This window comes from Simiduia litorea, assembly GCF_042853465.1.
Taxonomy (GTDB): Bacteria; Pseudomonadota; Gammaproteobacteria; order Pseudomonadales; family Cellvibrionaceae; genus Simiduia; species Simiduia litorea.
In genome coordinates this window covers 2,249,693-2,270,804 of sequence record NZ_AP031497.1, presented here as the reverse complement: position 1 = coordinate 2,270,804, position 21,112 = coordinate 2,249,693, and the positions used below count along the sequence as shown (strand labels likewise).

At 45.8% G+C, this 21,112-nt stretch carries 23 protein-coding genes and 1 tRNA gene; 23 read left to right on the top strand and 1 reads right to left on the bottom strand.

Annotated elements, in window-relative coordinates; all coding sequences use genetic code 11:
- Window positions 1-38: 38 nt before the first annotated feature.
- The 12 genes from pheT to rfbC all read left to right on the top strand — a co-directional run bounded on the left by pheT (window position 39) and on the right by rfbC (window position 9,814).
- Entirely contained in the window at window positions 39-2,423 is a 2,385-nt protein-coding gene (gene pheT, locus ACGHTT_RS10125; protein ID WP_390590365.1) for a phenylalanine--tRNA ligase subunit beta, read from the top strand.
- Between the two features lie 26 nt (window positions 2,424-2,449).
- Window positions 2,450-2,755 (top strand): integration host factor subunit alpha, encoded by a 306-nt coding sequence (gene ihfA / locus ACGHTT_RS10120; protein WP_290263762.1) that lies wholly within the window; start codon window positions 2,450-2,452, stop codon window positions 2,753-2,755.
- Window positions 2,739-3,101 (top strand): MerR family transcriptional regulator, encoded by a 363-nt coding sequence (locus tag ACGHTT_RS10115; RefSeq protein ID WP_390590364.1) that lies wholly within the window; start codon window positions 2,739-2,741, stop codon window positions 3,099-3,101. Before ihfA ends, ACGHTT_RS10115 begins: the two co-directional genes overlap by 17 nt.
- Before the next feature lie 96 nt (window positions 3,102-3,197).
- Window positions 3,198-3,274, top strand: a tRNA-Pro gene (locus ACGHTT_RS10110).
- Between the two features lie 104 nt (window positions 3,275-3,378).
- A complete protein-coding gene (locus ACGHTT_RS10105; RefSeq protein ID WP_390590363.1) occupies window positions 3,379-3,585 on the top strand; it encodes a DUF2788 domain-containing protein in 207 nt (68 codons plus the stop codon).
- Between the two features lie 340 nt (window positions 3,586-3,925).
- Entirely contained in the window at window positions 3,926-4,237 is a 312-nt protein-coding gene (locus tag ACGHTT_RS10100; protein ID WP_390590362.1) for a ComEA family DNA-binding protein, read from the top strand.
- A gap of 194 nt (window positions 4,238-4,431) precedes the next feature.
- Window positions 4,432-5,100: a (d)CMP kinase gene (gene cmk, locus ACGHTT_RS10095; RefSeq protein WP_390590361.1), complete on the top strand. Its 669-nt coding sequence runs from the start codon at window positions 4,432-4,434 to the stop codon at window positions 5,098-5,100.
- A gap of 178 nt (window positions 5,101-5,278) precedes the next feature.
- Window positions 5,279-6,967, top strand: a complete 1,689-nt coding sequence (rpsA, locus tag ACGHTT_RS10090) for a 30S ribosomal protein S1 (protein WP_390590360.1) — start codon at window positions 5,279-5,281, stop codon at window positions 6,965-6,967.
- A gap of 313 nt (window positions 6,968-7,280) precedes the next feature.
- Window positions 7,281-7,640: an integration host factor subunit beta gene (gene ihfB, locus ACGHTT_RS10085; protein WP_390590359.1), complete on the top strand. Its 360-nt coding sequence runs from the start codon at window positions 7,281-7,283 to the stop codon at window positions 7,638-7,640.
- Between the two features lie 2 nt (window positions 7,641-7,642).
- Window positions 7,643-7,927 carry a LapA family protein gene (locus ACGHTT_RS10080; RefSeq protein WP_390590358.1) on the top strand — a complete coding sequence of 95 codons (285 nt, stop codon included), beginning with the start codon at window positions 7,643-7,645 and terminating at the stop codon, window positions 7,925-7,927.
- Window positions 7,928-7,986: 59 nt separating this feature from the next.
- Window positions 7,987-9,111: a tetratricopeptide repeat protein gene (locus ACGHTT_RS10075; protein WP_390590357.1), complete on the top strand. Its 1,125-nt coding sequence runs from the start codon at window positions 7,987-7,989 to the stop codon at window positions 9,109-9,111.
- 151 nt (window positions 9,112-9,262) lie between these two features.
- On the top strand, window positions 9,263-9,814 hold the full coding sequence (gene rfbC, locus ACGHTT_RS10070) for a dTDP-4-dehydrorhamnose 3,5-epimerase (protein ID WP_390590356.1): 552 nt from the start codon (window positions 9,263-9,265) through the stop codon (window positions 9,812-9,814).
- Window positions 9,815-9,894: 80 nt separating this feature from the next.
- Here rfbC and ACGHTT_RS10065 read toward each other — a convergent pair whose 3' ends face one another.
- On the bottom strand, window positions 9,895-10,527 hold the full coding sequence (locus tag ACGHTT_RS10065; RefSeq protein WP_390590355.1) for a flagellar brake protein: 633 nt from the start codon (window positions 10,525-10,527) through the stop codon (window positions 9,895-9,897).
- A gap of 305 nt (window positions 10,528-10,832) precedes the next feature.
- Between ACGHTT_RS10065 and pyrF the strand changes: the two genes are divergently transcribed.
- The 11 genes from pyrF (at window position 10,833) to ACGHTT_RS10010 (ending at window position 21,112) form a co-directional block, all read left to right on the top strand.
- Window positions 10,833-11,528, top strand: coding sequence for an orotidine-5'-phosphate decarboxylase (gene pyrF / locus ACGHTT_RS10060; protein ID WP_390590354.1), 696 nt, complete (start codon window positions 10,833-10,835; stop codon window positions 11,526-11,528).
- A gap of 432 nt (window positions 11,529-11,960) precedes the next feature.
- Entirely contained in the window at window positions 11,961-12,872 is a 912-nt protein-coding gene (cysD, locus tag ACGHTT_RS10055) for a sulfate adenylyltransferase subunit CysD (protein ID WP_390590353.1), read from the top strand.
- A 103-nt stretch (window positions 12,873-12,975) separates the two neighbouring features.
- Window positions 12,976-13,314 carry a four helix bundle protein gene (locus tag ACGHTT_RS10050; RefSeq protein ID WP_390590352.1) on the top strand — a complete coding sequence of 113 codons (339 nt, stop codon included), beginning with the start codon at window positions 12,976-12,978 and terminating at the stop codon, window positions 13,312-13,314.
- Between the two features lie 245 nt (window positions 13,315-13,559).
- Window positions 13,560-14,969, top strand: a complete 1,410-nt coding sequence (gene cysN / locus ACGHTT_RS10045) for a sulfate adenylyltransferase subunit CysN (protein WP_390590351.1) — start codon at window positions 13,560-13,562, stop codon at window positions 14,967-14,969.
- Between the two features lie 69 nt (window positions 14,970-15,038).
- Complete coding sequence (locus ACGHTT_RS10040; RefSeq protein WP_390590350.1) at window positions 15,039-16,154, top strand: Wzz/FepE/Etk N-terminal domain-containing protein; 1,116 nt, start codon at window positions 15,039-15,041, stop codon at window positions 16,152-16,154.
- Window positions 16,155-16,197: 43 nt separating this feature from the next.
- Window positions 16,198-17,256 carry a dTDP-glucose 4,6-dehydratase gene (rfbB, locus tag ACGHTT_RS10035; protein WP_390590349.1) on the top strand — a complete coding sequence of 353 codons (1,059 nt, stop codon included), beginning with the start codon at window positions 16,198-16,200 and terminating at the stop codon, window positions 17,254-17,256.
- Between the two features lie 13 nt (window positions 17,257-17,269).
- Entirely contained in the window at window positions 17,270-18,139 is an 870-nt protein-coding gene (gene rfbA / locus ACGHTT_RS10030) for a glucose-1-phosphate thymidylyltransferase RfbA (RefSeq protein WP_390590348.1), read from the top strand.
- On the top strand, window positions 18,136-18,540 hold the full coding sequence (locus ACGHTT_RS10025) for a sugar 3,4-ketoisomerase (RefSeq protein WP_390590347.1): 405 nt from the start codon (window positions 18,136-18,138) through the stop codon (window positions 18,538-18,540). The genes rfbA and ACGHTT_RS10025 overlap by 4 nt, the downstream gene beginning before the upstream one ends.
- Entirely contained in the window at window positions 18,533-19,597 is a 1,065-nt protein-coding gene (locus tag ACGHTT_RS10020) for a hypothetical protein (protein ID WP_390590346.1), read from the top strand. Before ACGHTT_RS10025 ends, ACGHTT_RS10020 begins: the two co-directional genes overlap by 8 nt.
- Window positions 19,594-20,490: an NAD-dependent epimerase/dehydratase family protein gene (locus tag ACGHTT_RS10015; RefSeq protein WP_390590345.1), complete on the top strand. Its 897-nt coding sequence runs from the start codon at window positions 19,594-19,596 to the stop codon at window positions 20,488-20,490. The genes ACGHTT_RS10020 and ACGHTT_RS10015 overlap by 4 nt, the downstream gene beginning before the upstream one ends.
- Window positions 20,474-21,112 carry an HAD family hydrolase gene (locus ACGHTT_RS10010; RefSeq protein WP_390590344.1) on the top strand — a complete coding sequence of 213 codons (639 nt, stop codon included), beginning with the start codon at window positions 20,474-20,476 and terminating at the stop codon, window positions 21,110-21,112. Before ACGHTT_RS10015 ends, ACGHTT_RS10010 begins: the two co-directional genes overlap by 17 nt.

Genomic DNA, 21,112 nt, shown 5'->3' with positions numbered 1-21,112 from the left:
AGCCGAGAGTTCAACTTCGAAAATGGAAAAATTGCATTATGAAAATCAGTGAATCCTGGTTGCGCGAATGGGTTAACCCTTCAGTTTCCACGCAAGCCCTTTGTGATCAGTTAACCATGGCCGGTTTGGAGATTGACGGCATAGAGGCTGTTGCCGGTGAGTTTTCTGGCGTGGTGGTTGGTGAAATTGTCGCCATCGAGCAGCACCCTGATGCCGATAAGTTACGCGTTTGTAAGGTGGCAGGTCTAGGTGATGAATTAACACAAGTGGTGTGCGGTGCACCTAATGCGCGGGTTGGTATAAAAGTTCCGTTCGCCACCGTTGGAGCTCAGTTGCCTGGAGACTTTAAAATTAAGAAGGCTAAGCTCCGTGGTGTTGAATCTTTTGGCATGCTTTGTGCGCAAACTGAATTGCAGGCGGGAGATGACGACGACGGTTTGTGGGAATTGCCATTGGATGCGCCAGTAGGGAAGGATTTGCGCGATTACTTGTCGCTCAATGACAGAATCATCGAGGTTGATCTAACCCCTAACCGGGCCGACTGTTTAGGCTTAGCGGGCATTGCGCGCGAAGTGGGTGTGCTGAATGAGTTGGCTGTATCACCTGTGGCAATCAACCCGGTCGCTGCCAATAGACCCGATGTGCTACCGGTTACCATTGAAGCCGAAGGTTGCGGCCGTTACACCTGCCGTGTAATTCGTAATATCGATATTAAAAAACCGACACCGCTTTGGATGCAGGAGCGGTTGCGCCGGTCTGGTTTGCGTAGCATTGATGCTGTGGTGGATGTGACGAATTATGTGCTGCTAGAGCTGGGCCAGCCAATGCATGCTTTCGATCTGTCAAAGCTGGATGGTGGTATTCTTGTACGCATGGCAAAGCAAGATGAGCCGTTGAAGCTGCTTGACGGTCAAACGGTTAAGTTAAACAGTGACACCTTGGTGATCGCTGATCACTCTAGCTCATTGGCCATGGCTGGCATCATGGGTGGTGACGCATCGGCAGTCAGCGATGACACGACTGATATTCTCTTGGAGAGTGCGTTTTTTGCGCCCACTATGATAGCGGGTAAAGCGCGTGCTTACGGTTTGCATACAGACTCATCTCACCGTTTTGAACGCGGTGTCGATTCGGCTTTACAACAATCTGCTTTAGAGCGCGCTACCGAGCTTTTGCTTGCAATTGTGGGTGGCGAGGCTGGTCCTGTTGTTGAGAAGACGCGCTCAGACAGTTTACCCGCGCAGTCAAAGGTAACTTTGCGCCGTGCTCGGATTGAAGAGGGCTTGGGCTTTGCAATTGACGATGCGCGCGTGCTCGACATTCTTAACCGTTTGGGGCTGGCGTTGGTTTCTAATACGGACGAAGATTGGACCTTTCAGGTACCTAGTCATCGGTTCGACATCAGTATTGAAGCCGATTTGCTGGAGGAGTTGGCGCGCATCTATGGCTATAACAATTTGCCGGTAACCAGCTTGAAGGCCGATTTGCCAATTCTACCGCAGGCGGAGTTGGTGACGCCTCTGAGCTTGGTTCAGCAGCAGCTTATTTCGCGCGGCTACCAAGAGGCCATCACCTACAGTTTTATCGAGCCGAAGTTACATAAGCTATTCGATCCCGATACTGTAGCCGCCACCTTGATGAATCCTATCAGTGCAGATATGAGTGTTATGCGCACCAGTTTACTGCCCGGCTTGGTCACTACCTTGGTACACAATGTGAATCGGCAGCAGTCGCGGGTACGCATTTTTGAGTCGGGCCAGACCTTCGTGCCGGGCGGCAAGGGCCCGGCTGGCTTGGCGCAAGAGCCTATGGTGGCGGGGTTGATTTACGGCGAAAGGGCGCCTGAAGGTTGGGCAAACAGTAAAGACAAGGTCGACTTTTTCGACTTGAAGGGCGATGTAGAGTGCTTGCTCGAGGCGTCTGGTGCAGCTGACAACTACAGTTTTGAAGCCGCAAGTCATTCAGCCCTTCATCCAGGTCAAACCGCTAGGATTTTAAAGAATGGCGAGGTGGTCGGCATTATTGGCGCATTGCACCCGAGTACACTTAAAGCGCTGGACTTGGATCAAGCGGTCTATGTTTTTGAGCTTCAGTTAGCGCCCTTGTTGGCTGGCGACATGCCAAACTTTGCACCTTTGTCTAAATTTCCTGAGGTTCGACGCGATCTCGCGGTCTTGGTCGATAGGGATTTGGCGGCTAAAACCTTGCTAGACTGCGTTAAATCAAGCGCAGGTGACGCGCTAACTAAGTTAAAGGTGTTTGACGTATATAGCGGCAAAGGTATTGATCCACAAAGAAAAAGTGTGGGTCTGGGCTTGACGTATCAGCATCCATCCCGCACTCTTAACGACGATGAAATTAATGCTTCTATCGCTGCTGTCATGGCGGCTTTGGAATCCACATTTAACGCGACCTTGAGGTAAAAGGGCACAGCAAAAGGGGACTTCAGATGTCAGACGGAGCTTTAACGAAAGCTGATCTGGCCGAAAAACTGTACGAAGAGCTGGGCTTAAACAAGCGCGAGGCTAAGGAGTTGGTAGAGTCCTTCTTTGAAGAGATACGCCACGCCTTAGAAACCAATGAACAGGTGAAGTTGTCCGGTTTCGGCAACTTCGACTTGCGCGACAAAAGCCAGCGCCCCGGCCGCAACCCAAAAACTGGTGAAGAAATTCCCATTACCGCCCGCCGCGTGGTCACATTTAGACCAGGTCAGAAGCTGAAGGCAAGAGTAGAGGAACATGCTCGAACCAAGTAATAACGATGAACTGCCGGTAATCCCGGGTAAGCGTTACTTTACCATTGGTGAAGTCAGTGAGCTGTGTGCGGTAAAACCACATGTGCTGCGCTATTGGGAGCAGGAATTTCCTCAGCTAAACCCTGTCAAAAGACGTGGTAATCGTCGCTATTATCAGCGCGATGATGTGCTCACCATTCGTCAGATTCGATCATTACTGTACGATCAAGGTTTTACTATTGGCGGCGCTCGCCAGCAGATGACCGGGGATGTAGCCCCCGTGCCGTCAGATGATGTGCAGTTCAGTCAGATCATTAAGCAGATGATCGCTGAGCTCGAAGAGTTACTCCTTGTCCTAAAGCCCTAAAGCGCTTGCAATCTTGGTTAGAAGCGGTATTATGCCGCCTCTCAGATTCTCTTGCTCTGCAATTAAAGTTATTGCAAATCAAGGATTTACTGAATTCGGAGCGTAGCGCAGTTTGGTAGCGCACTATACTGGGGGTGTAGGGGTCGTGGGTTCAAATCCCGCCGTTCCGACCATACAAATGAGGCTTAATAGTTAAGTTTCGATAAAAAAAGCTTGGGCATGCCCAGGCTTTTTTTATGCGCGAAGGGTTAATGATTATAAGGTTCTGGAGTTTTTGATGGATGCTGATTTATTTGACTCCCTGTCACTTTATCTTGGCGTGGGGGCTCTGATTGCCTTCATGTTGTTTATTGTTTGGGATCTTGCTAAAGAGTCCAAAGCCGGTAAGTTCGGCACGGCCATTTTATTCATTGTGCTGGGGTTGTGTTTGCTGGGTTTTATTATCAAGGCTATTTTGGTGCAAATAATAGGCAGTCCAACGTGAGGAGTGGTATGCAGATTAATTTTAGGTTTATTCATTACTGCTTCGTGGTGAGGCTTTAACTATTGGTTTGGGTAACCAGTCGTAAGTAGATTCATGCTGTCTTTTTATGAATAGTTATTCGGTTGATTATTCAGATGACAGAGTTTTCAGCGCACCGGTACCAACTGTTTTTGTTTTGATTGACTTCGTTGCCAGAGCTTACAATTGGTACATTTGACGTAGGAAATGTCACACAAAACTTTCCGTTAAAAGCTACATGTTAAATCTATTTTAAGAGGCTAGTATTCAAAGCGTTACTGGAGTGACCAGTAATTTTAATCAATTCACAAGGAGGTGTCCTATGCGTATTCAACGCATTCCAATGTTCGCGCTCATCCTGTTGCTTTCTTTTTTTGGTTCCTTTTCGTCGCTTACTTATGCGTCTGCAGATGCAAAAGTTATCGCGACGCAAACGGCTTTGGTCAATATCAATACTGCTTCGGCGGAGGAGTTGGCACAAAAGCTAAAGGGGGTTGGCATGTCAAAAGCTAAAGCTATTGTCGAGTATCGGGCAAAAGTAGGTAAGTTCATTACCGTTGATCAGCTGGCTGAAGTGAAGGGTATTGGTGCCGCCACTATTGAAAAAAACAGGGCGGCTATTTCCCTTAAGTAATTGTTTCTCGGTTTGGCGATTCTATTGGACAGATGTTGGCGGGGCGGGCAAGGAGCCATAGCCAGTACAAGATGTGACGGCTGCTTCTCTGGCATCTGTCCAATAGAATCGCTTTTTTTGGTTAGACCTCCCTCGCTGTAAACACCTCTCCTTGAAGCTGATACAATGCCGCACGTTTTGGATGAGTGTGGTGTATGTTGAATCCTTTAGTTATCACAATTGATGGTCCTAGCGGCTCGGGCAAAGGTACCGTGAGTCAGCGCATTGCCCAGACATTGGGCCTGCGGTTGCTCGATAGCGGCGCGCTGTATCGTTTGGTTGCATTGGTGGCGACCCGTGCGGATGTTGCGCTTGATGATGCTTCGGCCCTAGCCGCCATTGCACTGAATTTAGATATCTCGTTTCTGCCTGCTGAAAGTGGCGTGAAAGCCCAGTTGGCTGGCGAGGATGTTAGTCTCGCTATTCGGGCCGAAAGCATCGGCTTGGCGGCGTCTAAGGTGGCTGCGATTCAGTCGGTGCGGGATGCGCTGTTGGCACGACAGAGGGCCTTCGCTGTTGAGCCTGGCTTGGTGGCCGATGGTCGCGATATGGGGACGGCTGTGTTTCCGGCTGCGCCGGTTAAAATCTACCTGACGGCAAGCGCCGAAGAGCGCGCCAATAGGCGATATAACCAGTTGAAAGCAAAGGGGGAATCTGTTAGTCTCCCGCGCTTGCTGGAGGACATACAAGCGCGTGATGCGCGGGATATGAATCGACAGGTCTCACCCCTCAAGCCTGCAGAGGACGCTGTGATAATTGACAGCTCCCAAATGGGTATTGATGAAGTGCAGGATGCGATTTTAGCGATTGTCGACAAGCGCTAGTTTCGCCGCCGCCATTGTGTGACGTTCAGCATAACTAGGTGGTTAGGTGCTTTGCCAGAAAGAAAGCACCTAAGCATAATTATTAACCGGCCCGCATAACTGGCTTTGCGGTACAGCGGTAGACCCCTCAAGCCCAAAGGGCATCCTCGGTCGCCGTGTCGTATATATAGGTAGCCTCATGAGCGAAAGCTTTGCAGAACTCTTTGAAGAAAGTTTGAAATCCGTTGATATGGTCCCCGGTACTATCGTTACTGGTGTGGTAATTGATATCGACAAAGACTGGGTAACAGTACATGCCGGTCTGAAATCTGAAGGCGTAATCCCCGCAGAACAATTTTACAATGACAACGGTGAGCTGACGCTGTCCATCGGCGACGAAGTTCAGGTTGCATTGGAAACCGTAGAAGATGGTTTCGGTGAAACCCGTCTGTCTCGCGAGAAGGCCAAGCGCGCTGAAGCGTGGAAAGTGCTGGAAGCGGCTCATACTGCTGATGAAGTGGTTATCGGTGTTATCAATGGCAAGGTTAAGGGTGGTTTCACCGTTGATGTTGCTAGCATCCGTGCTTTCTTGCCGGGTTCGTTGGTTGACGTTCGCCCCGTGCGCGAAACCGCTCACCTCGAAGGCAAAGAGCTGGAATTTAAAGTTATCAAGCTAGACCAGAAGCGCAACAACGTTGTGGTTTCTCGTCGTGCCGTACTTGAGCAAGCAAACTCGGCCGAGCGCGAAGAGCTGTTGGCAAGCCTGCAAGAAGGTATGGCTGTTAAAGGTATCGTTAAGAACCTGACCGACTACGGTGCTTTCGTAGATTTGGGCGGTGTAGACGGCCTGTTGCACATCACCGATATGGCTTGGAAGCGCATTAAGCACCCAAGCGAAATCGTTGCCGTTGGCGATGAAATCGACGTTAAAGTGTTGAAGTTCGACCGCGAGCGCAACCGCGTTTCTTTAGGCCTGAAGCAGTTGGGCGAAGATCCATGGGCCGCTATCACCAACCGTTACCCAGAAGGTGCCAAGGTTAAGGCCGTGGTTACCAATCTTACCGATTACGGCTGCTTTGCCGAGTTGGAAGAGGGTGTAGAAGGTTTGGTGCACGTTTCTGAAATGGATTGGACCAACAAGAACATCCACCCGTCAAAAGTTGTTAACGTTGGCGACGAAGTGGAAGTGATGGTTCTGGACATCGATGAGGAGCGTCGTCGTATCTCCTTGGGTATCAAGCAGTGTCAAGAAAACCCATGGGATGCATTTGGTCGTCTGTTCGCTAAGAACGACAAGATCTCTGGCAAAATCAAGTCAATCACTGACTTCGGTATTTTCATTGGTCTGGATGGCGGCATCGACGGTCTGGTTCACTTGTCTGATATTTCTTGGAACGAAGCTGGCGAAGAAGCCGTGCGTAAGTACAAGAAAGGCGACGAGCTGGAAACCGTTATTTTGGCTATCGACCCAGAGCGCGAGCGTATCTCTTTAGGTATCAAACAATTGGATCAAGATCCTTTCAGCGAGTTTGTGGCTGAAAACGATAAGGGCACCATTGTTACCGGTACCGTTAAAGAAGTTGATGCAAAAGGCGCCGTGATTGTATTGGCCGCTGACGTTGAAGCAACTTTGAAAGCGTCTGAAATCAGCCGCGACAAGGTAGAAGATGCGCGCAACGTGCTGAAAGAAGGCGAAACTGTTGAAGCTAAGATCATTAACGTGGATCGTAAGAACCGCGTGATTAACCTGTCTATCAAGTCGAAAGACGTTGAAGAAGAAAAGGCAGCGATCAAAGAGCACAGCAGCAAGCAGTCTGATGCACCAGCTTCTGGCCCGGCCACCATCGGTGACTTGATCAAAGCGCAGATGCAAAGCCAAGACAAATAAGCGAAAGCTTACGCGTTTTAAAAAAGGCCGCTTAATTGCGGCCTTTTTTTTGATGCGAGTTTCTAGTTGCGAGTCTCTAGTTTCTAGAAAAGTCAAAAGCAAGAGCGGGGCTTGCTAGCGGCTAACCTCCTGCTTCTGCTCTCAACTAGTCACTAGCTGTAATGTGCTGCCTGCTTTTGATCTTTCTAGCGACTAGAAACTAGCCTCTAGCAACTCTAATTAATCCCTTTTTCTAATAAAAACAGTAAGTTATCACCGTAATCAGTTGCGATTTCTGTTCTGCTGGTGTAAAAATAGGCTATGTGCTTGAAATATGGCGAATTATTGCGCTTATGTTTCAGTAAAGGTATGGCAAAGTACCCTTCAGGAGTCAAACATGACCAAGTCGGAGCTTATTGAGCGGATTGCTCAGCGGCAAGACCAGTTGTCAGCAAAGGACGTAGAATTAACCGTTAAGTTACTGTTGGATTTCATGTCAGAGGTGTTGGCTGTAGGGGCGCGCATTGAAATTCGGGGTTTCGGTAGTTTTTCGCTGCATTACAGGGAGCCCCGCATTGGGCGCAACCCCAAAACAGGTGATGCAGTGGAATTGGAAGGTAAATATGTACCACACTTCAAGCCGGGTAAAGAAATGCGCGACCGGGTAAATCTTAGTCTTCACGAATATCCATAGTTATGAATGCCTTTAAGCGCTTAATCACATTGTTTCTGCTTATTCTCGCGATTATTATTGGCGCTTGGTTTGGCTGGGATAATCAAGCTAATCAAGAACTGCATTTTTTTGGCATATGGTCGCCAGAGTTTCCAATCGGCGTTTTGCTGCTTTCCACCTTGATGATGGGCTTTTGCATTGGCTTGTTGGTTGCCCAATTCGGTTTATATAAAGTCCGCCTTCAGAATAAATTGTTGCGTAAGCAAGCCAAGCAGCGGGAGTTGTCCATACGCTCGGGTGTTAACTAGGTATGTCCACGGCGGGTTTTTTTTTACTGCTTTTGATAGCCATATTGTGTGGCTATGTTATGGGTATCTACCAGCGCAATGCTGGCCAAGATGATGAGCCCGAGCAACTTGAAAGCGAGCAAGATCTTCTAAAAAGTCTGGGATATATACTCCGAGACGAGCCAGATGCAGGGCTTGATCAATTTATACACCGCCTCGATGTATCGCCTGCTACATTAGACACGCACTTGGCGGTAGGTAACCTCCTGCGCCGCAAGGGTGAGATAAGCAGAGCTATTCGGGTTCACCAAAATTTAATTTCTCGTCCCAGTTTGAATAAAGCGCAGCAGCGCTTAGCGCAGCTAGAGTTAGCTCAAGATTTCTCTCAGGCGGGTCTGTTAGACAGAGCGGAGCGATTATTGGTCGAGCTCATGGACGATAAGGACGAAGATAAGCAGAAGATTGCTGGCTTGTTGGTGGAGATATATCAGGATGAGCGAGAGTGGCAGAGCGCCATCGATCTAGTTGATAAATTAAACAGTAAGTGGTTTTCAAAGATCTCTGATGCGTGGCTGCAAATGCAGTCGCATTTCTACTGTGAGTTGGCGACGCAAAAAATTGCACTCGGGGATTTAACCTCGGCGAGAAAGCTACTCAAACAAGCTCGTAGCCAGCAAAAAAAGTCGCCAAGGTGCTTTTTGCTAGCCGCGGAAATTGAAGTGCTAAGCGGTAATTATCGCGAGGCCATTCACGAGTTGGAGTCGCTAGCAGCATTCGCCGGTGATTATCTCTATGTCGGGTTGCCACTGTTGTCGGCGCTGGCAAAAAACGAAGCTCAAAGGCCTGTGGTGCTGCAGCTTTTACGCAAGGCTTGGGTTCAAACCGGCATGTCGGCTTTTTTGCTGGAGGAGCTGGTGCTGGAGCCAAACAGAACGACTGCGGAGAAAGCACACATTGTAATCACAGCGCTTACTGACAAGCCAAGCTTGCGTTTATTGGATTACTATCTAAAACAGTTCGGTACTGATTCGCCTTTATTAGAATCCATAGCTTTACCTTTAACCGCGATTAGTGAAAAGTTTTCCAAGTTACCGAATTTTCGCTGTCATCAGTGTGGGTTTACCGGCAAGCAAATGCATTGGTTGTGTCCCGGTTGTAAAACCTGGGGCGTTATCCAGCCGATAAAAGGCATGGAAGGCGTATAGGCGCGCTGTGTGCATGGAGAGTTAAGATCAACCTACAGAATAATGCGCTTGAGGGCCAAAGCAAAATGGAATTCATTAGGTTAGGTCCGCTTGACCTATTCTTGCGCTAACGACGCTTGTCCAGCCCTTCTCCTATAAGCTGCTTTAAATTATGAAAATCATCGAAACTCATATTCCTTCGGTCAAAATTTTGGAGCCGGTTGTGCACCATGATGAACGGGGCTTCTTTATGGAGGTTTTTCGCGAAAACTGGTTTCGGAGTCGTGTGGCCGACGTAACTTTCGTGCAGGAAAACATTGCTCGCTCTAAGAGGGGGGTGTTGAGGGGAATGCATTATCAGCTCGTGCAGCCTCAGGGAAAGTTGATTCGCGTCACCGAGGGGGAGGTCTTTGATGTGGTTGTTGATCTAAGGCAGGCCTCAACCACTTTTGGGTGCTGGATGGGTGTTACTTTGTCGGCTAAAAATAAGCAGTTGTTGTGGGTGCCGGAGGGCTTTGCCCATGGTTATTTAGTCCTTTCGGAGTACGCGGACCTCAGTTATCAATGTACCAATTATTACCATCCTGAAAGTGAGGTTGCCATTCGTTGGGATGATTCAGATGTGGCAATCCAGTGGCCTCTTGCCATAAATCAAGTTCCTCTATTGTCCGAAAAAGATACGGCAGCGGTTTGTTTTCAATCAGCCCCGCCCTTTAGCTGCTGAGTTAATGCGCTTTAATTTGCTGCATCCCGCAAACAATGGGTGCTCGTAGTTTTTGGTGTTTGGCTGCAGCGTGAGGTACTCTAAATGTTATTAATATAGTGCTCTATGTTTCCCTTTTGTTCGCTGGTTATTTCATTAAAAGAAATCCCGTATTCGTAAAACTCTCCATCTGCTCGTTGAATTGCCAATTGGCTTTTAATTGTTCCTTTTAGCTGAATGATTTTGTCCGAGCCATCGATGGATAGCTTCGTGACAAGTAGGAGTTTAGTGTCTGCTTGCCCTATGACGTCCTTAGCGGTGAGTTTGCAGCCAGATATACTTAAGTCGATTATCTTTCCGGCTAAAGATTTTGAGCTGGACTTAATGGTCGCTATCAAAGACGTGGCAACACGCTGCGCTTTGCGGGCTTCGTCTTTAGCAATAAAAACTGGAAAGCCTAGGTACACATGGGCAAGAGGTTTATCGATTAAACTAAGTACTTGTACACTAAACAGGATCGAACAGTTCAACTCGTCGGAATAGAGGGTTACATCGACGAGCTCACCTACTTGCATCGGTCTTGACTCATCGATTAGCGGCGGCATAGAGACGATGATGCATTGATTTGGTACATAGCCAATGAGGTTTGAGGCTCGCTTTAGGTGGGAACTCGCTTGGTGGAACTCTAGCTGTAAGTTGGTGCCAGGCAGTAATTTAAGCTGATCGAAATTCATGGAGCCTGTTTTCCTGCGAGATAAAAGGTCAGTGCCTAATAGTGTAGGTGAAGAAATGGGCATCGATAGCAGAAGCGGCGCATTGTGCCCAGTCACGTTGAGCTGTCGGTTGTCGTCCTAGCGATCTACCTACATCCCACCCAGCAATATCAGTTAATTGCTGAATTCTTAGCTTCAAAAGGCTTTGCTGAGACTGGTCATTCAGCGTATTTTCCCGGTTAGCGCTTGGCGATACACTACGCTTTAGGGTTGCAGCTTGCCGCCTCATTCCTTACCATCGCCGAAATTCTGCCAGAGCCATGCCCATGCCATCAAAGTCTCCTGTTATTGTCGCGCTTGATTTTCCTAACGCTGCCGCTGCACTTGCCATGGCGGACCGCTTAGATCCAGTACTTTGTCGGGCCAAGGTGGGTAAAGAGTTATTTACGGCCGAGGGGCCTTCGCTGGTAAGGGCACTAACAAGCCGCGGTTTTGACGTGTTTTTAGATCTGAAGTTTCACGATATACCCAATACGGTAGCCAAGGCCGTGGCTGTGGCGGCAGACATGGGTGTTTGGATGGTGAATGTTCATGCCTCCGGTGGCCGCCGGATGATGGAGGCGGCTAAAGCGTCTTTGGCAGCTTTCGGCACTGATGCGCCGCTGCTGATTGGGGTGACCGTGCTAACCTCTACCGCTGAGGGTGAGCTGGCTGATGTCGGCTTGGATTGTTCAATAGAGGGGCAGGTACTACGCCTTGCCACCTTGGCTAAAGACGCCGGGTTAGACGGTGTGGTCTGCTCAGCGCAGGAAGCGGGAATGCTACGAGGCTCACAGGGCCCGTTGTTTCAGCTAGTAACCCCTGGTATAAGGCCGGCTAATAGCGCCGCCGATGACCAGCGCCGAATCCTAACCCCCGCTGAGGCGGTTAAAAAGGGCGTGGATTATATGGTGATCGGTAGGCCGATCACCCAAGCTGCAAACCCGGCTGCTGCGCTGCAGGCCATCCTTGAGGAGATTTGAGGGCAGCTTACAATTGGCTGGATAGGGAGTTTTAGGGCAGCTTATAGTTGACATGACAAGGAGCTTACAGGAAAGGCAAAAGCGCCAGGTGGTGGGGCGACTGCTTTCAAATACGGCTTGGTTTATGCTGCCTTCCTGTTTCACTAAGCCGCCCATTGCTAACCTCAGCTCTTCAGCGCTGGCTTTTCCTGTACCCTGTAAACTCCTTGTCCTGTTAGCTGCTCTTATGCCTTTCCTGTACCCTGTAAGCTCCTTGTCCTGTCAGCTACTCTTCAGTCATACCCTTATTCCTAAATATATCTGGCGGATTAGAGACTAACTTCCTGATTTTACGTATAATCCTGCCACATTTTTGACACACTCCCAGTTCGGGTGACAACGATGTCATCACGGATCTAGGGTGCACGGAAAGCGGATAACATAGCCAATATCATGACCTCCCAATACCAGTTAACACATCTCCAGCAATTAGAAGCTGAAAGTATCCATATTATTCGTGAAGTCGCCGCTGAGTTTGACAACCCAGTGATGCTCTATTCAGTGGGCAAAGACTCAGCGGTGATGATGCATTTAACCATGAAGGCCTTTTATCCAGGCAAGCCACCGTTCCCTATGATGCACGTGGATACCACGTGGAAATTCAAGGAAATGATTGCGTTTCGCGACAAGCTCATTAAGGACTTAGGCTGGGATCTGATTGTCCACATTAACGAAGAGGGTGTGAAGCAGGGTGTTGGTCCTTTCACCCACGGTAGTGCCAAGCATACCGATATCATGAAAACCCAGGGGTTAAAACAAGCCCTGAATAAATACGGTTTTGATGCGGCTTTCGGCGGTGCGCGTCGCGATGAAGAAAAATCGCGCGCCAAAGAGCGCGTATATTCCTTCCGTGATAAAAACCATCGCTGGGACCCAAAAAATCAACGCCCTGAGCTGTGGAATATTTATAACAGTCGCGTCGATAAAGGCGAAAGTATTCGCGTGTTTCCTTTGTCCAATTGGACTGAACTCGATATTTGGCAGTACATCCATTTGGAAGGTATTCCTATTGTGCCCTTGTACTTCGCGGCCAAGCGTCCTGTTGTTAAAAAAGATGGCGTATTGATAATGGTCGACGACGACCGTATGCCCATCGGTCCAGATGAAAAAATTGAAGAAAAAATGGTCCGCTTCCGTACCCTCGGCTGTTACCCGTTAACTGGTGCAGTTGAGTCTGAAGCGACAACACTGCCAGAAATTATCCAAGAGATGTTGCTCACCAAAACCAGCGAGCGCCAAGGGCGCGTGATCGACAACGATAGCTCTGGCAGCATGGAAAAGAAAAAGCAGGAGGGGTACTTTTAACGCGGAGCGTTAAAAGAGCTGACAGGAAAAGGAGCTTACAGCTTACAGGAAGAGCTAAGCGCCTTGGTTTCAAAATAAGATTAATAATAGAAAAGGATTTTCTATGAAATTTGAAACATTGGATGTTTGGAAGCGAAGCGCCGCTTTGGCGTCGCAGGTTTATACAGAACTTGCAGAGCTTAAAGATTTCGGTTTTAAAGATCAAATTACGCGCTCTTGTTTATCCATTTCCAGCAATATCGCTGAAGGATGGGAACGAGATAGTAATAGAGAAAAGCAACGTTTCTTAAATATTGCAAAAGGTTCAGCCGCAGAGTTTCTGTCGCAGACCTATATTGGACGAAAAATCGAATATATACCAAGTGATGTGGGTAAGCATTGGCAACAAGAAGCAAGTGAAATCGCTGCAATGATCGCATCGCTTGCCAAAAAATTTGATTGAATAAGGAAGTTGACAGGAAGAGAAGTTAACAGCGTACAGGAAAAGCAGAAATTCAAAACCTAAGGTTAGTAACATCGGTAAAAAGGCGGATGTTTAAAACATTATCAACTGCTCTTAGTTTAGCCAAATAATTTAACAACCATTTCGGAGGTGCAGCAAAGGTTACAATTACAAGGATGCTTTTAAGATCCGCAAGGATCAAGCCTTTCCTGTAAACAGTAAACTGTAAGCTGTAAACTTATTTTATGTCCCACCAGTCTACTCTCATCGAATCAGACATCAGCGCCTACCTATCTCAGCACGAAAACAAAGAAATGCTGCGTTTTTTAACCTGCGGCAGTGTTGATGATGGAAAGTCCACCTTAATTGGTCGCTTGCTGCACGACTCAAAAATGATTTTTGAAGATCAATTGGCTGCTATCGAAAAAGATTCTACTAAGCACGGTACTACCGGTGCAAAAATTGACTTGGCGTTACTGGTAGATGGCTTGCAGGCAGAAAGAGAGCAGGGCATCACTATCGATGTTGCCTACCGTTATTTTTCTACGGATAAGCGCAAATTCATTATTGCCGACACCCCTGGCCACGAACAGTACACCCGTAACATGGTGACCGGAGCATCCACCTGTGACCTAGCCATTATTCTTATCGATGCTCGCTACGGGGTACAAACACAAACTCGCCGCCACAGTTATATCGCCTCTTTGTTGGGCATAAAACATATTGTTTGCGCCATTAATAAAATGGACTTGATGAATTTTGATGAGGCTGTATTTGAAAAAATTAAAGCCGATTACGAATTGCTCGCCCAAAAGTTAGGTATGCAAGATGTTCATTACGTACCGATGTCGGCACTCGACGGTGATAATGTTGTTGATCGCAGCGCCAAAGCCGATTGGTACCAAGGTCAAACCTTGATGGAAATATTGGAAACGGTACCTATTGCGGAAGACCGCAACCTTTCCGACTTCCGTTTTCCTGTTCAATTTGTGAACCGTCCAAATCTTAATTTCCGTGGGTTCTGTGGCACTTTAGCATCCGGTGTTGTTGCCGTAGGCGATGAAATTAAAGTCCTGCCGAGTGGCAAAACCAGTACGGTGAAAGCGATTGTCACCGCTGATGGCGAAATAGCTGAGGCTTTTGTCGACCAATCCGTCACACTCACCTTGCGCGATGAAATTGATATCAGCCGTGGTGACATGCTCGTGAAGGCTACCGACTGTGTGGTTGCCTCAAATGCACTTGAGGCACATTTGGTATGGATGAGCGAAAGCGCACTGGATAGGTCAAAAGAGTACCTGTTTAAGTTCGCGAGTAAAACAACGTCTGGTCATGTAAGCACCATCGAACATAAAGTCGATGTGAATACACAGCAGCCACAGGCCGCAGAGCAGTTAGCTCTAAATGACATTGCCCTCGTCAACCTAGAGCTAAGTCAGCACGTTGTAGTAGACCCTTACGAGAATAATCGTGCGACAGGTGCCTTCATCGTGATAGATCGCCTAACCAACGTCACAGTTGGCGCCGGCATGGTGACACAGATTCAAGCGCAATCGGCTTTACAAGTACCCGCGCAGTACAGCGAGTTTGAAAAAGAATTGAATGCACTGGTGCGGAAGCATTTTCCTCACTGGGGTGTGAATGAGATTTTTTAGGGTTTATTCGCTTTTCCCTTTATCTGTAAGCGGTTGACGTAATTTACAATATTGAAATTGGATTTTTTTATGACAGACCCTAAAACGCCTCAGCCTGGTGCTGTTCAACACGTAACTGATCATTACTCAGCTGTTCGTGAAGATGAAGTAGACCTAAAAGAACTGATTTTAGGTCTGTGGGTAGAAAAATGGATGATTATTGGTGTTACAAGTGTTTTTTCCGTAATAGCGCTCACTTATGCGTTGTTGGCTACCCCATTTTATAAAACAGAAGCTTTGCTTGTTACGGCAAGTGAGGCTCAAATTGAAAAAATAAATAGCTTGGAGCTAATCAAGCTCTCTCGTGAAGATAACGTTGCCGCAATATTTTCGGCATTGACCAGTAGAGATATGCAGCAGGAGTTTTTCTTAAAGAATAGAGAGGCTTTTGATGTCTATTTTAAAGGTGGTGTGGATGATAAAACCGCATTTGGGCGTTTTTTGAAAGATGGTATTTCTGTTGAGTTGCCAGATCCAAAGAAGGACGAAGGTAAAGGCTTTTTTATACGTGTATCAACAACTCTTCCGGCAGCAGTTGATGCAGAATCTTTGCTTACTGGATTTTTGAAGGAAGCTTTGGAGTTTGAGCAAAGAAACTTTTCTCAGAACTTAGTTGATTTAGTAAGTGTAAAAGTTGAACGTAAGAAAAACGAAATTGAATCGATTAAGCTTGAGCTAAACGAAATTCGAGAAAATAGAGTGCGTGAACTTGAGGAGGCGAGATCGATAGCGCAAAGCCTTAAGTTAATTGAGCCCGCGTCAATCGCTACTTTAGCAGCTAGCCGTAAAGCTCAAGGTGATACTGTGATATCTACTGTTGGGCAAAGAGATGATGCGCTCTATCTTTACGGCGCTCGTTTTTTAACCGCTGAAATTGAAACGTTAAAATTGCGTGAAGACTCGTCATTTAAAGATCAGCGAATCCCCGCACTAAATGCGGAAATAGCTAGACTGCAGCGTTTAGATGTTAACAATTTGACGGTTTCAAATTCATCTGACGGTATGTATCTCGCCCAATTCAAGTCATCGCCATTTCGTAATATAGATAGAGTAAAACCAAAGCTTTCGCTCATTGTCATTTTAGGTTCACTATTTGGGGGGATGTTGGGTGTTTTTTCAGCGTTAGTTCGTAGACTATTTATGTGATAAATAATAGTTTTTAAAAGTAGATATTTTAAGGTTGTAAGTCATGAAGATTTTAGTCACCGGTGGCGCGGGCTTTATTGGATCTGCTGTGATTCGGCATATTATTCAAAATACCAATGATTCTGTGGTTAATGTTGATAAGTTAACTTATGCGGGAAATTTAGAATCTCTTGACGGTGCAGCCAAATCTAATCGCTATGCTTTTGAGCAAGTCGATATATGTAACCTGGTTGAGCTAACTCGAGTTTTTGAGCGTCATCAACCTGACGCTGTAATGCATTTAGCAGCCGAGAGTCATGTAGATCGATCAATTGATGGTCCGGCAGATTTTATCCAAACAAATATTGTAGGCACTTACGTTTTGCTTGATACGGCAAAACGTTATTGGCAGAGCATGGATGTTGCTCGCAAGGCTCAATTTCGGTTTCATCATATCTCTACAGATGAAGTTTACGGAGATCTTGAGGGGCCTCAAGACTTGTTTACCGAGTCAACTCCGTACGCGCCTAGCTCACCTTATTCGGCGAGCAAGGCGAGTTCCGATCATTTAGTAAGGGCTTGGCATAGGACATTCGGTTTGCCAGCAGTTATTACTAATTGTTCGAATAACTATGGTCCTTATCATTTTCCTGAAAAATTAATTCCTTTGGTGATATTAAATGCACTGGAAGGCAAATCTTTGCCTATCTATGGCAAAGGTGACCAAGTCCGTGATTGGCTTTATGTTGAAGATCATGCGCGTGCGCTTTACGGCGTTGTTACTAAAGGTGAAATTGGAGAAACCTATAACATTGGTGGGCACAATGAGATGCAGAATATAGAAGTTGTGCAAACTTTATGCAAAATTCTTGATGAATTGCGACCTGATTCGCCGCACTGCCCTCATGCATCTTTGATCACTTACGTTCAAGACAGGCCTGGCCATGACTTACGTTATGCAATTGACGCAAGTAAGATTCAGCGCGACCTTGGGTGGACTCCTATGGAAACATTTGGGTCAGGGATTCGGAAAACTGTTGAGTGGTATTTAAATAACTTAAGTTGGTGCCATCACGTACAAGATGGTAGTTATCAGCGCGAACGCCTGGGCGTTAAGGCGTAAGTAAGGACACTACATGAAAGGTATTATCCTCGCCGGAGGTTCTGGCACACGTCTCTATCCGATCACTAAAGGTGTATCTAAGCAACTTTTGCCTATTTACGACAAGCCGATGATCTATTATCCATTGTCAGTATTAATGTTGGCGGGTATTCGTGACATTTTATTGATTAGTACACCTGCTGATATTGATGGCTATAGGCGCCTACTTGGTGATGGTTCAGAATTTGGGATAGCCATTAGCTATGCTGTACAGCCAAGCCCGGACGGCCTTGCGCAAGCATTTATTATTGGCGAAGACTTTATAGGGCGTGACGCTGTTTGCTTAGTCCTAGGTGATAATATTTTTTATGGCCAAGGTTTCAGTCCAATGCTTAAAACTGCGGTGGGTCGAAATGTCGGTGCTACTGTCTTCGGTTATCAAGTCAAAGATCCGGAACGGTTCGGTGTGGTTGAATTCGATGAGCAGAGGCGAGTAATATCTATTGAAGAAAAACCAAAAAAACCCAAATCCCATTTCGCTGTTACGGGTTTATATTTTTATGACAATGATGTAGTAAGAATTGCAAAACAAATTACGCCATCCAGTAGAGGTGAGCTTGAGATAACATGCATAAATCAAGTTTATATGGATCGTGGGGATTTGAATGTCGAAATTCTTGGTCGTGGATTTGCTTGGCTCGATACAGGCACTCATGAAAGTTTACTGGAGGCAGGCCTCTTCGTTGAAACTATAGAAAAGCGTCAGGGTTATAAGATTGCCTGCCTAGAAGAAATTGCTCTTAATAATGGTTGGTTGGGGAAAGATGACCTGAAGCGTATTGGTAAACAATTGAGCAACAATAGCTATGGTAGATATCTTTTAGAATTGGCGGATTTAACATGAGCTTGATTAAGCAAGTTCTTTTCAAGAATTTAGGTGACGAACGGGGCTCCCTTATTGCTCTTGAAGAGAATAAGAACATCCCTTTTGATATTAAGCGGATCTATTACATATACGATGCCGAAGCTTGTACGCCAAGAGGTTTTCATGCCCATAAAAAATTAGAGCAAGTTGCCATCTGTGTCAAAGGGTCGTGCAGGTTTATCTTGGATGATGCAAAGGGTAAGGCTGATGTTATTTTGGATAGTCCAGAATATGGTTTATATGTAGGTGATATGATTTGGCATGAGATGCACGACTTTAGCAGCGATTGTGTTTTGTTAGTTTTGGCAAGCGATTTTTATGATGAGGCGGACTACATTCGCAACTACGGTGAATTTTTGGAGAAGGTAAGGCATGGCTAAGATATTGATTGCAGGAGCAGGCGGTGCTCCATCAGAAGGTGTTATTTATTCCTTGTTGAAAAACCCAAACAATGAAGTAATTGGGATGGGGTCTGAGCCTACGGATTTAATTCTTTCTTTGGCGAAAAAAAAATATTTCGTCCCTTACGCAAATGAGCCCGAGTACAAAGACTCGCTTCTTAAAATTCTCAATTTGGAAAAGCCAGACTTAGTACACTTCCAAAATGATTTGGAAATATATCATGCATCTTTAATTAGAGATGAAATTATTTCAACCGGAGCAAAGGTGTTTATGCCGGAACATAGTGTGATAGACACTTGTGTGCATAAGCATAAATCCTACCTCGCATTTCTTGATGCGGGTGTAAAAGTGCCAAGAAATATCGAAATAAATAATGTAAAAGATTTGAGATTGGCTTTCAAAGAGCTTGCTGATGATAACGGAAAGATTTGGCTGCGTGCTAGTTCAATTGGAGGCGGTGGTAAAGGAGCTTTGCCAACAAGCGATTTCTCTTTGGCAAAAGCTTGGATTGATCACTATGCGGGATGGGGTGATTTTGTTGCCGCTGAAATGCTAACTGCAAGAACAGTAACTTGGCTCTCCATTTGGAATCAAGGGAAACTTGTTGTTGCACAAGCAAGAGCTCGGCAAGGGTGGACTCACGGTAATAGAGCTATATCTGGAGTTACAGGTGTTACGAAAGTGGGTGCAACTGTTAGTGATGAAGCTGTTACTGAAATAGCTATGAACTCAGTAATGGCGGTATCTGGTAAGCCTCATGGGATTTTCGGAGTGGATATGGCGTATGACAAAAATGGTGTTCCTAATCCAACGGAAATTAATATTTCAAGATTTTTTACTACGGTACGTTTCTTTACGGAAGCAGGTATAAACTTTCCAGAAATATTTAAGTCTATTGCGCTTAACCAGCAATATGCAACACCTGAAAATCTCGTTAATCCATTAGATACTTCATTATTATGGGTTAGGGGGATGGACGTTGCACCTAGGTTAGTGACCGCTGAAACGATTAGGACTGAAATTTTATTTTTATGAAAATACTTCTCACCGGTTCAGGAGGGTATATCGGCGGGCGGCTTTTAGATGCGCTGGTCGCAACTTACGGCAAGGACGCTATCTGTCTCCTTACCTCTAAAGTGGTACCCGGCTTCGATTGTTTGGTTTACAAGCAATACCGACTGTTTGACTGTGAAGCTATTGATGTTTCATCGGTTGAAGTGGTGATTCACGCTGGAGCTTTCACTCCGAAAGAGGTTTCTGAAGGAAATCTTATCGAGCAAAGCAACGATAATATTTATTTTACAGAGCAATTGCTTCGATTGCCATTTAAGAGCTTACGAAAAATAATAAATCTTAGCACTTTGGATGTTTATGCTCCTGCTGAAATAATATCGGAAGCATCGCCTGTAGCTCCAATTAGTCTCTATGGCTGTTCTAAGCTCTATTGCGAAAACATGATAAAGGCCTATGCTTCTGAAAGAAATATATCCTACCACACCTTAAGAGTTGGTCATGTTTATGGTCCAGGAGAGGAGACGTATAGAAAAATTATTCCTATAACAATAGCGAATATAATTAAAGGTGGTGCTGTAGAAATATGGGGGGATGGGTTAGAGTTGCGCAGCTTTATCTATATAGATGATGTAATAAAGGCAATCACAAATTCGATTGAAAGCGATTTGGGCGTGGATGTTGTTAACTTGGTTTCTGGAAACTCAATTTCTATAAAAGATTTGGTGGTTTCTTTAGTGAAAATTAGTGGAAAGAATATCGAAATCACTTTTAAAAATGCTAATCGAGAGTGCAGAAGTATTGTTTTTGATAATAGTTTGTTATTTTCCACTTTGCTAACATCTGAGTCCGATCTGATTGTAGGGTTGACTACGGAATACAAATATATGAAAGCGTTGTATGAAAATAATATTTGATCTAGATGGCACGTTAATCGATTCAAAGCTAAGGCTTTATGCACTTTTTTGTTTTTTGGCTCCTCGGGTTTCATTAACATTTTCCGAATATTGGCAGCGTAAATTTTCTGGAATGTCTAACCTAAACATATTAAGCGATGAGCTAGGATGTTCAAAGTTTGAGCTGGATAATTTTTTGTCCGCTTGGATGGATTTAATTGAAAGCGAGACTTATCTTGCGTTGGATAAACCAATTCCCGGCGTGGTAGGTTTTTTGGAGGCTGCGCATGCACGAGCAGATCTGTATTTATGTACTGCGAGACAGTATCACGGTAGAACGGTTGATCAGCTCAAATTGTTAGGTTTACACGACGTTTTTATTAAAATACTAGTAACTCAACAGGTCAAATCAAAAGCAGAATTGATTCGCTCGGAGGTTGGTGTTCTTAGTGCCCAAGATTGGATTATTGGAGATATGGGAAAAGATGTTCTTGTTGGACGAGAGTTAGGTGTTTCCACTTGTGCTGTACTAACGGGGTTTATGTCTGAAGAAAGATTAAAAGAATATACTCCAGATTTGATGTTGTCTTCTGTGGTGGATTTTTCTACACAATCTAATTTTACTTTTAATGCTACTAAATAG

What these genes read in the sequence shown, in the direction of transcription:
- rfbC (WP_390590356.1), top strand. Translation starts at nt 9,263, where the DNA reads ATGAAAATCATCGAAACTCATATTCCTTCGGTCAAAATTTTGGAGCCG.
- ACGHTT_RS10020 (WP_390590346.1), top strand. Translation starts at nt 18,533, where the DNA reads ATGGCTAAGATATTGATTGCAGGAGCAGGCGGTGCTCCATCAGAAGGT.
- ACGHTT_RS10075 (WP_390590357.1), top strand. Translation starts at nt 7,987, where the DNA reads ATGGGTATCTACCAGCGCAATGCTGGCCAAGATGATGAGCCCGAGCAA.
- ACGHTT_RS10010 (WP_390590344.1), top strand. Translation starts at nt 20,474, where the DNA reads ATGAAAATAATATTTGATCTAGATGGCACGTTAATCGATTCAAAGCTA.
- ACGHTT_RS10105 (WP_390590363.1), top strand. Translation starts at nt 3,379, where the DNA reads ATGGATGCTGATTTATTTGACTCCCTGTCACTTTATCTTGGCGTGGGG.
- ACGHTT_RS10025 (WP_390590347.1), top strand. Translation starts at nt 18,136, where the DNA reads ATGAGCTTGATTAAGCAAGTTCTTTTCAAGAATTTAGGTGACGAACGG.
- cmk (WP_390590361.1), top strand. Translation starts at nt 4,432, where the DNA reads ATGTTGAATCCTTTAGTTATCACAATTGATGGTCCTAGCGGCTCGGGC.
- rfbA (WP_390590348.1), top strand. Translation starts at nt 17,270, where the DNA reads ATGAAAGGTATTATCCTCGCCGGAGGTTCTGGCACACGTCTCTATCCG.
- pheT (WP_390590365.1), top strand. Translation starts at nt 39, where the DNA reads ATGAAAATCAGTGAATCCTGGTTGCGCGAATGGGTTAACCCTTCAGTT.
- ACGHTT_RS10040 (WP_390590350.1), top strand. Translation starts at nt 15,039, where the DNA reads ATGACAGACCCTAAAACGCCTCAGCCTGGTGCTGTTCAACACGTAACT.
- ACGHTT_RS10100 (WP_390590362.1), top strand. Translation starts at nt 3,926, where the DNA reads ATGCGTATTCAACGCATTCCAATGTTCGCGCTCATCCTGTTGCTTTCT.
- ACGHTT_RS10065 (WP_390590355.1), bottom strand. Translation starts at nt 10,527, where the DNA reads ATGAATTTCGATCAGCTTAAATTACTGCCTGGCACCAACTTACAGCTA.
- ihfA (WP_290263762.1), top strand. Translation starts at nt 2,450, where the DNA reads ATGTCAGACGGAGCTTTAACGAAAGCTGATCTGGCCGAAAAACTGTAC.
- ihfB (WP_390590359.1), top strand. Translation starts at nt 7,281, where the DNA reads ATGGCGAATTATTGCGCTTATGTTTCAGTAAAGGTATGGCAAAGTACC.
- ACGHTT_RS10015 (WP_390590345.1), top strand. Translation starts at nt 19,594, where the DNA reads ATGAAAATACTTCTCACCGGTTCAGGAGGGTATATCGGCGGGCGGCTT.
- rfbB (WP_390590349.1), top strand. Translation starts at nt 16,198, where the DNA reads ATGAAGATTTTAGTCACCGGTGGCGCGGGCTTTATTGGATCTGCTGTG.
- ACGHTT_RS10115 (WP_390590364.1), top strand. Translation starts at nt 2,739, where the DNA reads ATGCTCGAACCAAGTAATAACGATGAACTGCCGGTAATCCCGGGTAAG.
- pyrF (WP_390590354.1), top strand. Translation starts at nt 10,833, where the DNA reads ATGCCATCAAAGTCTCCTGTTATTGTCGCGCTTGATTTTCCTAACGCT.
- cysN (WP_390590351.1), top strand. Translation starts at nt 13,560, where the DNA reads ATGTCCCACCAGTCTACTCTCATCGAATCAGACATCAGCGCCTACCTA.
- cysD (WP_390590353.1), top strand. Translation starts at nt 11,961, where the DNA reads ATGACCTCCCAATACCAGTTAACACATCTCCAGCAATTAGAAGCTGAA.
- ACGHTT_RS10050 (WP_390590352.1), top strand. Translation starts at nt 12,976, where the DNA reads ATGAAATTTGAAACATTGGATGTTTGGAAGCGAAGCGCCGCTTTGGCG.
- rpsA (WP_390590360.1), top strand. Translation starts at nt 5,279, where the DNA reads ATGAGCGAAAGCTTTGCAGAACTCTTTGAAGAAAGTTTGAAATCCGTT.
- ACGHTT_RS10080 (WP_390590358.1), top strand. Translation starts at nt 7,643, where the DNA reads ATGAATGCCTTTAAGCGCTTAATCACATTGTTTCTGCTTATTCTCGCG.